The organism is Paenibacillus xylanexedens (assembly GCF_017874615.1).
Classification (GTDB): Bacteria; Bacillota; Bacilli; order Paenibacillales; family Paenibacillaceae; genus Paenibacillus; species Paenibacillus xylanexedens.
The window spans coordinates 97,684-108,872 of the sequence record NZ_JAGIKV010000014.1 but is presented as its reverse complement, the minus strand read 5'-3'; the positions used below and the strand labels follow the sequence as shown (position 1 = coordinate 108,872).

Sequence of the window (11,189 nt, the reverse complement as noted above, 5' to 3'; positions counted from 1 at the left end):
GAACGACACCTCAACCCGAATTGCTGAATGATATGTCTCATTCTGTGCCAGGAGCATCCGAAAGGGAAGAACCGTTGCAGTCTTCATTGCGGTCGACGGCTTCAGAAGAAGAGAAACACAGATCTGCCCGTTCCCATGCAGGTACAGGCAGCAAGCTTAATTCGGGTTCAGACCAGCTGTCTTCCCCCGAGCCAATAGCCATTGTGGGTATTAGCGCCAAGTTTCCGATGGCCGATAACGCGGAGCAATTTTGGCATAATCTGCTTGATGGCAAAGACTGCATTTCGGAGATTCCAGAGGAACGCTGGCGCTGGCAGGATTATATGGGTGATCCGCTTAGAGAGAAAGGCAAAACCAACGTAAAATATGCGGGATTTATGAGCGGAATCAGTGAGTTCGACCCACTGTTTTTTGGCATTTCTCCCAAGGAAGCCATGCACATGGACCCGCAACAGCGCTTGCTGATGATGCATGTGTGGAAAGTGATTGAAGATGCAGGTTATGCACCCTCAGACCTGTCAGGGTCGGCCATGGGACTGTTCATTGGCACAGGCAGCAGCGGATATAACGTCATGCTGGCCCAGTCGAATGAAGCGGTCGAGGCATACTCCGTCACAGCCACTGTTCCATCTGTCGGCCCTAATCGGATGAGTTACACACTGAACATACACGGTCCTAGCCAGCCTGTCGAAACGTCATGCTCCAGCTCCCTGGTCGCCATTCATCGGGCCGTTCAAGCCATTCGAAATGGGGATTGCGAGACGGCTGTAGCTGGGGGTGTAAATACGATCCTGTCCGTGGATGCTCATATCAGTCTGACCAAAGCGGGCATGCTTAGCGCGGACGGGCGTTGCAAAACCTTTTCAAGCGAGGCAAACGGTTACGGCCGTGGCGAAGGGGTTGGAATGATTTTTCTGAAGAAATTGAGTGATGCTCAGCGCGACCATGACCACATTTACGGCTTGATCCGCGGTAGCGGGGAAAATCACGGCGGAAAGGCAGGCTCACTTACTGCTCCCAACCCTAAGGCACAAACAGCGCTGCTGAATTCCGTGTATGCTCGGGCGGGAATTGATCCTTCCACTATAAATTATATTGAAGCACATGGCACAGGCACACCACTTGGTGATCCAATTGAGATCAATGCGCTCAAGACAGTATTTCAGGAGACGAGGGCAGGCTTATCACCCACAGGGCAGACTTCCACTCCAGAACAGTCAACCCCATACTGTGGCGTCGGCTCTGTCAAAACAAATATCGGTCATCTGGAGCTTGCTTCCGGCATAGCCGGAGTAATTAAGGTGTTATTGCAGATGAAACACCGCAAGCTTGTTCCCAGCCTGCATGCGGAGCAGCTCAGTCCGTATGTCCAGCTTGAGAACAGCCCGTTCTATGTTGTCAGACAGAAGCAGGAATGGGAGAGACTCAAAGACAGCAATGGCAACGAAATGCCCCGTAGGGCAGGAGTGAGCTCTTTTGGTTTTGGGGGTTCCAATGCCCACGTTATTCTGGAGGAATATATACCACCACGACAGCATGATGAGGTGTCCGTTTCTGAATCCGAGTTGGCTCCTGTTGCTATCGTGCTATCGGCCAAAAGCAAGGAGCGGCTCAGGGAACAGATGATCCAGCTGTCGGCTGTCCTGCTCCGCAATGAGGAGGATACTTCTCAACAGCTTCGCCGCATTGCCTGTACACTTCAGACAGGAAGACAAGCGATGGAATACCGTGCAGGCTTCATAGCAGCATCGATTACAGAGCTAAAATCCTTGCTGGACGGCTATGTTCAGGAAGCGTACCTGTGGACCGATTCGGATGATTCCGTACATGTGCAACGTTTATCGGAATCTGCGAAAGGTCACAAGCTACATCTCGCCTCCACTGCTGCTCACAAACGGACGGCAGCACTATTCAGAGAGGATGAAGAACTCGGAGAAGCGCTGCAAAAATGGATTATACGTCGCAAATACCATAAATTGCTTGAACTGTGGGTGCAAGGCGTAGAGATCCAGTGGGAGCTGTTATATACAGAGGATCGTCCAGAGCGGATATCCCTTCCAACCTATCCGTTTACACCCGAGAAATACTGGGTTGGAATGAAGAATACAGTTACGGAAGATTCATTCGAAGCAAGTAACGAAGAGATTGAAACCGTACCCGTTGCCAAAGCTGAAGCTATCGAATCAACGGCCCCGAATCCTTCGGTTGAAAGTGAGATCAGAAGCATCATGGCAGCTCTGCTGGGGATCCCACCAGACAACATGGACGAGCATCGTTCGCTGGAAGATTACGGAATGGACTCTGTGCTGGCGCTTCAGCTTCTTCATCACCTCCAGGCCCGGATTTCCTCTGAAATTGGTATGAATGATCTGAATAAATGCCATACCTTGCAGGACGTCATCAGCCTTTCCCTGAACCCAATGCATCCAGAACACGAGAGGAAACTGGTACCGGATACTCCCTGATTAGTACCAAGTTGAATAAAGTTCCAGCGATAAAGTCTGGGCGAGGAAATGCATGTAATCGATATTTGCCAATATAAAAAGCGAGAAGAAGGAGCGGATCACCATGTGGATTGGATTTTTGTTAATTGTAATCTCACTCATTCGTATACCATCGGTTGTTATTGCCATGCGTAACGAGAAAAAGATTGTTGCAGGAGGCGGCACCGAATATGGCAACCTGAACAGCAAAGTGTTATTTGTACTGCAAAACCTGATTTATCTGAGCTGCATTGTATACGCCTTTATTTACGATGTGCAGTTTAATGTGTTGACCGTAATTGGTCTTGTCGTGTATGTGTTTGCCCTTTGCTGTCTTATCTATGTTATTCGCAAACTCAGCCCTTTTTGGACATACAAGCTATACATTGCCAGAGACCACAAACTGGTGCAAAGCTCACTGTTCCGGCTGGTGCGTCATCCCAATTATTACCTGAACATTATTCCTGAGCTTATCGGTTTTGCGCTGATTTCTCAAGCCTGGCCTGTATTTGTGCCTTTGTTTATCCTTCATCTCATTACACTGTTCAACCGGATTAATCTGGAGGAAAAAGTGATGAAACAAACGTTCACTCAGTACTAGGCAAACGGGCTGCATCCCCTCTGCACATATGGATATAAAGGAGAGCGATTGGCATGAATATCAAGGAAAGAAGCAGTTTTCCCGATTTGAATTTGGTTACAGGTTTTAAGACCAACGCGGAGAAATATGAGCCATTTGCATGGTACAAAAAAATGCGTCAGGAAGATCCGGTTCATTATAACGAAACAGAGGATGTCTGGAGTGTATTCAAATACGAGGATGTCAAACGGGTTGCTGAGGATAAGGAATACTTCTCCAATATGGTGCTCGCTCCACCGATTATTCAGGATACGATCATTTTTCAGGATCAACCCAAGCACACCATCGGCCGCGCGCTGTTAGCCAAAGCATTCACACCAAAAGCGATGTCCTCTTGGGCGTCCAGAATTGATATGATTGTCCAGGAGCTGATGGAATCGATCGAAGGACGCATCGAAATAGATATGGTGCAGGATTTTGCCTCCCCGCTGCCGATGATTGTTATTTCCGAGTTGCTCGGCGTTCCTACAAACGACCGCGAGCAATTCCGCGACTGGGCAAACACACTGACGCTGGCTCCCCAGGAGAATACGCCCGAAGAATATATGCGCATTTATCAGCTCCAGGCACAGGCGAGTACACAGCTTGTGGCCTATTTTCAGGACATCATTGAACTGAAACGGCGTAATCCAGCCGATGATATCATATCCGACCTGACACAGGCAGAGGAAGATGGAGAAAAGCTGTCTCCCGAATCGCTGATTGCAAGCTGTGTCATGCTGCTTATCGCAGGAAATGAAACCACCACCAGTCTCATCACCAACTCCATCTACACATTCAATGATTATAAGCTGGTTAAGGAACTGGCGCAGCATCCGCAAATGATCCCATCCGCTGTCGAGGAGATGTTGCGTTACCGTTCTCCTTTGCAGCGCGCGATTCGCAAAGTGCTCAAACGCACAGAGATTGGCGGTAAAGTACTGGAGCCCGGCGACTATGTTGTCAATTGGATCGGTTCGGCGAACCGGGATGAGAACATATTTGAAGAGGGCGATAAGTTCATTCTTGGCAGAAAGAATAACCCCCATTTGGCTCTGGGTAAAGGCATACATTTTTGCATGGGCTCCCATCTGGCCAGAATGGAAGCCAAAGCGGCGCTGACAGCGATGCTAACTACCTATCCCGGGCTTCAAGTGCATCCCGAATATGAAGTCGACGTCAACCCCAGCAATGTATACGGGCTGAAAAATTTATCCATTCAACTTCAAGACTGATCAATCTGTTAGGTGAAAAGACGTAAAAAGTGCCTGGGGTGAACCGTGACCCTAGGCACTTTTTATTTACTTAAATGTAATTTATTATAATAGTACATAATGAATGGGTTTGAAATTGCCCATAAAAAAGATCATGGGGGAATCTATGAACTGGTACAGCTTTTTTGTACAGAGTGGGAAAGAAGAAGAAATTAAACTTTTTATGGATCGATTTTATGCGCTACAGCACTTGAGTTGTCTAGTACCCAAACGAATGATTCCGGAACGAAAGCAGGGAAAGACCCGTCATTGCACCAAAGTATTGTTTCCAGGCTATATTTTTATCCAAACCGGACAGATTCACGATTTATATTACAACATCAAAAAAACGCCATATATTTTGTATATGGTCAATGGCGGCATTCACAAGCATGATCAGGCTGCCAATTTTTTCACTCCGATTCCCAAAGAACAGATGGACTGGCTCATCCAGCTATGCGGTGACAACGGAACAATGGGATACTCAGATATCATTCTCGGTGGAAACCAAATCAAAGTAACGTCTGGACCACTGCTCGGCAAAGAAGCGATGATACGGAAAATTGATAAACGCAAGTCAAGGGCCAAAATTGAGGTGCAGTTGCTGAACGAGGTCAAATTGATCGATGTTGGCGTCAATGTCTCACTTGCTTGAGTTAACTGGATGAGCGTTACAATAAACAGTTGAGGCATATGTAAAGTATATTTTGAAACCCGTTGATCTGATACATGATCAACGGGTTTTTTGATTTATTGACAAGCATACGTAGTTAATACTTGAATAGGCAGCATTGGAAGGATGGTTTCACATTTCTTGAACCAAATGACTTGAGAAGAGATAAACCCGGGCAGATAAACCAACGCGTTGTATTGAGCCGAATCCGTTAAAACAACTATTTTTAAAACGCGGAAAGTTACCAATACAACAAAACACCCAATAGTTACATTCTGGTTCCTATCTAATAAAAAGGTGCCTACTTTTCAAGTATCATGAGAAATTTTAAGATAAAACGAAAGGCGGTTAAAACAGGGGCGTATGTAATGAACAAAAGTTATTTACAACGTATTAATGAAGTCAACACTGCAAGAGACTGTAGATTGTGCAATTTCAACACATCTTGTTCCGAAATGTCGTGTCTGCGGGGGTGAAATGGATCCGAACTTACGTAGCAATCGTTTTTTCGTACAAGATTATCCCGAAGGAGTTGCAGAAAATATGAATAGTATGATCAAACAATGGACTGATTAAAGTAGAGATTCAAAAAAGAGTTGAGGGGGAAGGTGGCGTCATGCCAATTGAAATCAAAGACATTGTGTCTAAGAAAATATTAAGTGAAGTAAAAGGTTATCTAGATATTGGTTTTACTCATTCACTAAATCCCTATACGGGTTGTGCATTTGCTTGCGAATACTGTTACGTCAGGGAGATGCCTATTCAAAAGTTTAAGGATATTCCTTGGGGATCGTGGGTGGATGTTAAAAAAAATGCAGCAGAAAACTATCTAAGGGAAGTCTCTCTTCTAAGACGTAAAAATAAACCCATAAGTATATTCATGTCATCAGCCACAGATCCTTATCAACCTGTAGAGCAGAAGGCAAACATTACAAGAAGCCTATTGGAAGAAATGGATAAAAACCCACCAGATTCACTTCAAATTCAAACTAGAAGCCCGCTGGTTGCCAGAGACCTTGATATACTGCTGAAATTAAAGGAAAAATGTAGAATTATGGTTTCAATGACAATCGAGACAGATCGCGAAGACGTGAAACGAATTTTTTCGCCCTATGCTCCTGGAATAGATTTACGAGTTAAAGCCTTGAAAAAGATAAATGATGCAGGGATACATACACAAGTATCTATTTCCCCTGTGCTACCTTTTTCACCTAATTTCGCTAACATGTTACAAGGCATAACTGATCGAATTTGGATTGATACGCTATTGATTGGTGATGGTCAAATGGGGATGAGATCTAAGCGGTTAGGGATGCCACAATTATTTGAGGCGAACGGCTGGGAGAAATGGTACGAGAAAAGAATTCATCTGAAAGTCGAAAAATATTTTAAGGCAAGGTTTCCATCTGAAATTATTCATGTATCCAAAAACAGTGCATATCCATTTTGATTTTAAATAGCCATTCATTTAATGAGGATCTTGCCCGTTTTTTCTTCATGCAATAGAAATATTGAAGAAACTGGTGTTCGAAGATCAACTTTCTCTTACAAATCAAATGGAGGACGCATGAGTCCTCCATTGACTTAACTTGAAGATTTAGAGGAATTTATTCTATTTTGAAATGACCGTGGAGTAACAATTTGACATCATTCACTCTGATGAATATCGTTTGGAAGTTCATCATTGAGTTTCTGGTACCCGAGTCCCCATGTTTCCATTGAGAATATAATTGGCTTCAGTGAATTTCCTAAATCACTTAAGCTGTATTCGACTCTCGGAGGGACTTCTGCAAAAACAGTACGAATGACAATTCCATCCTCTTCCATTGAACGTAAATTTTCAGTGAGAACCTTTTGACTGATCTCCGGGATACTTTTACGAAGTTCTCCGAATCGTTGAGTTCCCTTCAAAAGATCCCTCATAACCAATAACTTCCACTTGTTACCTATCAAGCCAACTGTCGTTGCCACGGGACACAACGGCAAATCTTTTTTTGGAATCACTACATTATCGCCTCCAATAGTTACTATTAGGTTCCTATACAACAAAAAGGTGCCTACTTTCAAAACCACTACATTGCTTATATTATAGTTCTGTCGATAAAAAAAGCAAATGAAAATGAATGAAAGGAGGAGGGGGTTTGCAAGAAAGTTTATGGATGCAACTGAGTGACTATTTTTCGAATCATATGTTAACGTTCTTGAATTCTTGGAGACAGCATTTAGAGATCAGTTTATTGGCATTGATGGGTTCTACACTTATCGGAGTTACATTAGGTACCTTATCAACTAAATACGGTCGTTCCGAAAAATGGATCCTTTCGTTATTTCAAACATTACGAATTGTTCCCAGCCTAGCGATCTTACTTCTGTTGCTTCCTATCATGGGTACTGGAATTAGGCCAGCCCTCGTCGCTCTCATTATTTTAGGAATCCCTCCTATCTTAATGAATACAGTATCCGGGTTACAAAGTGTGTCCATGTCTTTACTTGAATCTGCACAAGGTATAGGGATGTCTGAACGACAAATCAGATGGAAAATCCAATTTCCAGTGGCTGGACCATTGATTTTGACAGGGATTAAAACCGCTGCGATTGAAATTATCGCCAGCGCTACTTTGGCTGCCAAAATTGGAGCTGGTGGATTAGGAGAGATCATTTTTACCGGTTTAGGACTCAATCGAACGGATTTACTTTTAATTGGTGGTATCTCAGTAGCGATTCTGGCTATTGGGATAGGCTTCATTTTAGATCTGTCTGAACGTGTATTGTTTAGACATAAATTCTTGCAAAGGTAGGGTCCACACAAATGAAAAAGAACATAATGAAAAAATTGCTTTTAACCATTTCAATCACACTTGTTTTGTCCATAATTTTGAGCGCATGTGGTAATAAAACGAATAATAATGGATCGACAATACGAATTGGTTCAAAAGACTTCACTGAGAATTTAATTGTCGGGGAGCTATATGCTTTGGCTTTGGAGAGTGCGGGGTACCAGGTAGAGCGAGTTCCCAATATTGCGGGTTCCATCATTCATTCATCGATAGTTAATAACGATATCGATATGTACCCAGAGTACACAGGTACGGGTTTGTTGGCCGTTTTGAAGATGGATTTGATGACAGATCCGGATGAAGTGTATACAACAGTTAAGGAAGAGTACAAAAAGCAATTCAATATCTCATGGCTCGATTATTCAAAAGCAAATGATGGAGCGGGTCTCGTTATTCGAACGGAAGTATCACAAAAATTAGGGATCAAGACCATTACCGACTTGCAAAAACATGCCGGTGAGATTCGATTTGCTTCCCAAGGAGAGGTTGACCAGCGCGCTGACGGTATTCCAGCTTTAGAGAAAGTGTACGGCAAGCTCAATTGGAAATCATCCAAAGTATATGATAACAGTTTGAAATATGAAGTGCTTAGAAACAACGAGGCTGATGTTGCGCCCGCATATACCACTGAAGGTCAGTTGGTGAACAAAGACGAGTTCACCCTATTGGAAGATGACAAACAAGTATGCCCGCCTTATAACTTGGCGCCTGTTATCCGTGATAATGTGCTCTCAACGGACCCCGGCATCGCTGAAGTGATCAACAAGGTTAGTTCGGTATTGGATACAGACACCGTAACCGCACTAAACGCAAAAGTGGACGTAGACAAAGAAGAATATGAAGATGTGGCAAAAGAATTTTATGATTCCATTAAATAAGGATGGCGTTAACATGAATCCGACAGCAATCGAATTCCATGATGTGAGCAAAACATATTCAGATTCCAATGAATATGCAGTTGATCATGTGAACTTGTCGATAAGTGAAGGGGAGTTTATTACCATCCTCGGCTCCTCTGGATCAGGAAAGACAACTTTATTGAAGATGGTGAATCGGCTTAACGATCCTTCCCACGGGATTATTAAAATATTTGGCGAGGATATCGCTCGAGTTGATCCTGTAAAACTTAGAAGAAAAATTGGCTATGTTATACAGCAAGTAGGCTTGTTCCCCCACATCAATATTGAACAAAATATTGCTACCGTTCCTCGTCTTTTGAAATGGGACAAAAAGAAAATCGAAGAGCGGGTACAAGAATTGTTAGCTTTGGTTGGATTAGATTCAGAGAATTTCAAACGACGTTATCCTTCACAATTGTCCGGAGGACAGCAACAGAGAATCGGTCTTGCGCGAGCATTAGCAACCGATCCCAATATTATGCTGCTGGATGAACCGTTTGGGGCCTTGGATGCCATTACGCGCTTAAATCTCCAGGATGAACTCTTAAAGATTCATGGGGGAATGAAAAAAACCTTTTTGTTCGTGACTCATGATATTAATGAAGCATTCAAGCTGGGAACCAGGGTTATGATTATGAATCAGGGTAAGGTTTGTCAGTTTGATACCCCAAGAGAAATTGTAACTCATCCTGCAGATGATTTTGTGTACTCACTCATTCAATCTTCGAAGGAGCAAGAACGCTTCTGGGGGAACTTAACATGATCGACTATGCTATTAAACATCCGGATAAGTTGGTAAATGCATTATTGGAGCATGTGGAGATCCTCATTTTGACCATGCTGCTCTCTGTGATCATTGCAATCGTCTTAACCATCTTAGCTCTGGCCTCTGATAAGATATCTAGATCACTCATTTACTTGTTTTCAATCTTGTATTCCATTCCGAGCTTGGCTTTGTTTGCAATCATGATCCCTGTGACTGGATTGGGGAAAACGACAGCCATTACCGTGCTCATTGCCTATAACCAGTATATCCTTCTACGTCAGTTCATTGCAGCTTTGAATCATGTTGAACCATCTGTTATTGAAGCTGCTACAGGGGTAGGTATGAGCCGATTTCAGATCTTACTTCAAGTCCAAGTACCCTTGGCAATCAAGCCTCTGTTTACTGGCCTTCGACTTGCTTCTGTAACAACCATTAGCATGGCAACCATCGCTGCCTTCATTAATGCAGGAGGGCTAGGTACGATATTAAATGATGGATTACGGACCATGAATATCGATAAGATTTTGTGGGGGGGCTTATTGTCCGCAGGACTTGCCATTGTGACGAACGCAATATTCATGCTGTTGGAGAAACGAATACATTGGAGATCGGGGAGATAAATAATGAAGGCAGTTATATTGGAAAGGGTCTGTACCCCACAAGAACTACAGATAACAGAAGTACCTATCCCTACAGTCAAACCTGGGTGGGTACTTGTAAAAATCAGGGCGTTTGGAATAAATCGCTCCGAAATGTTTACTAGACAGGGGCATTCACCATCCGTTCAATTACCGCGTATTATTGGGATCGAATGCGTAGGGGAGATTGAAGACCCTTCAGATAGCACATTTGTAAAGGGAACGACTGTCGCTTCATTAATGGGAGGGTTAGGCCGTGCATTTGACGGAAGTTATGCTGAATATGCACTTATACCTTCGGACCAAGTGTATCCTATTCCTAGCGATATGAAATGGACTGAACTTGCAGCGATACCGGAAATGTATTATACCGCGTATGCATCCTTATTTGAAGGTCTTCAATTGACTTCAGGAGAGATGCTACTTATTCGTGGTGGGACAAGTTCCGTAGGTTTAGCAGCACTTCAGCTAGCTAAGAGTATAGGAGCAACAGTTATATCAACGACTCGAGACAAAGAGAAATTTGCACTTCTCCAACAAGCTGGAGCAGACTATACACTGCTCGATAATGAGCATTTGAGAGAACAGGTGTATGCTATTGCTCCAAATGGGGTGAACAAGGTTCTAGAGTTGGTTGGTACAACGACTGTAAAGGAGTCCTTGCAATTCATCTCAGAACGAGGGATATGTTGCATGTCAGGAATATTAGGAAATGAATGGACTCTTGATGCCTTTGAACCTTTAGTGGATATACCCACAGGTGTGTATTTTACAGCGTTCACCAGTGAAGTTATCAAAGAAAGTACACTGATCTCTTTATTTGAGCATATCCAAAAACATGGTATAGTCCCACCTATTGCCCGAGTCTTTACACTCGAGGAGATTGGAAAAGCACATCTTTTAATGGAAAGTAACACCGCAAACGGTAAGATCGTTATATCCAATGACATTGTAGAGACGAATGATAACTTCTCTGCAACCTAAAGATAAAATAATAGCTTACGAAAATAGAAAGGGGTTT

11 protein-coding genes and 1 pseudogene are annotated in these 11,189 nt (G+C 43.5%); 11 read left to right on the top strand and 1 reads right to left on the bottom strand.

Annotated features, from left to right (window positions below; all coding sequences use genetic code 11):
- Positions 1–188 precede the first annotated feature (188 nt).
- From J2Z28_RS31835 to J2Z28_RS18840, 6 genes and pseudogenes are all read left to right on the top strand, one after another.
- Positions 189–1,787: pseudogene (locus J2Z28_RS31835) on the top strand (type I polyketide synthase); the annotation flags it as partial.
- Between the two features lie 309 nt (positions 1,788–2,096).
- Positions 2,097–2,465: a phosphopantetheine-binding protein gene (locus J2Z28_RS31830; RefSeq protein WP_425325414.1), complete on the top strand. Its 369-nt coding sequence runs from the start codon at positions 2,097–2,099 to the stop codon at positions 2,463–2,465.
- 103 nt (positions 2,466–2,568) lie between these two features.
- The gene (locus J2Z28_RS18855; RefSeq protein ID WP_211083662.1) at positions 2,569–3,084 is read left to right on the top strand and encodes an isoprenylcysteine carboxylmethyltransferase family protein; all 516 of its coding nucleotides are present in this window, start codon (positions 2,569–2,571) and stop codon (positions 3,082–3,084) included.
- Positions 3,085–3,137: 53 nt separating this feature from the next.
- Entirely contained in the window at positions 3,138–4,337 is a 1,200-nt protein-coding gene (locus tag J2Z28_RS18850; protein ID WP_211083661.1) for a cytochrome P450, read from the top strand.
- Between the two features lie 145 nt (positions 4,338–4,482).
- Positions 4,483–5,010, top strand: a complete 528-nt coding sequence (loaP, locus tag J2Z28_RS18845; protein ID WP_211083659.1) for an antiterminator LoaP — start codon at positions 4,483–4,485, stop codon at positions 5,008–5,010.
- A gap of 634 nt (positions 5,011–5,644) precedes the next feature.
- Positions 5,645–6,478, top strand: a complete 834-nt coding sequence (locus J2Z28_RS18840) for an SPL family radical SAM protein (protein WP_211083657.1) — start codon at positions 5,645–5,647, stop codon at positions 6,476–6,478.
- Positions 6,479–6,675: 197 nt separating this feature from the next.
- Here J2Z28_RS18840 and J2Z28_RS18835 read toward each other — a convergent pair whose 3' ends face one another.
- Positions 6,676–7,032, bottom strand: coding sequence for a winged helix-turn-helix transcriptional regulator (locus J2Z28_RS18835; protein ID WP_036673628.1), 357 nt, complete (start codon positions 7,030–7,032; stop codon positions 6,676–6,678).
- Positions 7,033–7,169: 137 nt separating this feature from the next.
- On the opposite strand from J2Z28_RS18835, the gene J2Z28_RS18830 reads away from it, so the two are divergent.
- The 5 genes from J2Z28_RS18830 to J2Z28_RS18810 are packed head-to-tail and all read left to right on the top strand — an operon-like array spanning position 7,170 to position 11,152.
- Positions 7,170–7,826, top strand: a complete 657-nt coding sequence (locus J2Z28_RS18830; RefSeq protein ID WP_211083655.1) for an ABC transporter permease — start codon at positions 7,170–7,172, stop codon at positions 7,824–7,826.
- 11 nt (positions 7,827–7,837) lie between these two features.
- Positions 7,838–8,743: a glycine betaine ABC transporter substrate-binding protein gene (locus tag J2Z28_RS18825; RefSeq protein ID WP_342357522.1), complete on the top strand. Its 906-nt coding sequence runs from the start codon at positions 7,838–7,840 to the stop codon at positions 8,741–8,743.
- A gap of 13 nt (positions 8,744–8,756) precedes the next feature.
- Positions 8,757–9,527, top strand: a complete 771-nt coding sequence (locus tag J2Z28_RS18820; protein ID WP_211083653.1) for an ABC transporter ATP-binding protein — start codon at positions 8,757–8,759, stop codon at positions 9,525–9,527.
- Positions 9,524–10,150: an ABC transporter permease gene (locus J2Z28_RS18815; protein WP_211083651.1), complete on the top strand. Its 627-nt coding sequence runs from the start codon at positions 9,524–9,526 to the stop codon at positions 10,148–10,150. The genes J2Z28_RS18820 and J2Z28_RS18815 overlap by 4 nt, the downstream gene beginning before the upstream one ends.
- 3 nt (positions 10,151–10,153) lie before the next feature.
- Positions 10,154–11,152 (top strand): zinc-binding alcohol dehydrogenase family protein, encoded by a 999-nt coding sequence (locus tag J2Z28_RS18810; RefSeq protein ID WP_211083650.1) that lies wholly within the window; start codon positions 10,154–10,156, stop codon positions 11,150–11,152.
- Positions 11,153–11,189: the final 37 nt, after the last annotated feature.

What these genes read in the sequence shown, in the direction of transcription:
- J2Z28_RS31830 (WP_425325414.1), top strand. Translation starts at nt 2,097, where the DNA reads ATGAAGAATACAGTTACGGAAGATTCATTCGAAGCAAGTAACGAAGAG.
- J2Z28_RS18855 (WP_211083662.1), top strand. Translation starts at nt 2,569, where the DNA reads ATGTGGATTGGATTTTTGTTAATTGTAATCTCACTCATTCGTATACCA.
- J2Z28_RS18850 (WP_211083661.1), top strand. Translation starts at nt 3,138, where the DNA reads ATGAATATCAAGGAAAGAAGCAGTTTTCCCGATTTGAATTTGGTTACA.
- loaP (WP_211083659.1), top strand. Translation starts at nt 4,483, where the DNA reads ATGAACTGGTACAGCTTTTTTGTACAGAGTGGGAAAGAAGAAGAAATT.
- J2Z28_RS18840 (WP_211083657.1), top strand. Translation starts at nt 5,645, where the DNA reads ATGCCAATTGAAATCAAAGACATTGTGTCTAAGAAAATATTAAGTGAA.
- J2Z28_RS18825 (WP_342357522.1), top strand. Translation starts at nt 7,838, where the DNA reads ATGAAAAAGAACATAATGAAAAAATTGCTTTTAACCATTTCAATCACA.
- J2Z28_RS18820 (WP_211083653.1), top strand. Translation starts at nt 8,757, where the DNA reads ATGAATCCGACAGCAATCGAATTCCATGATGTGAGCAAAACATATTCA.
- J2Z28_RS18815 (WP_211083651.1), top strand. Translation starts at nt 9,524, where the DNA reads ATGATCGACTATGCTATTAAACATCCGGATAAGTTGGTAAATGCATTA.
- J2Z28_RS18810 (WP_211083650.1), top strand. Translation starts at nt 10,154, where the DNA reads ATGAAGGCAGTTATATTGGAAAGGGTCTGTACCCCACAAGAACTACAG.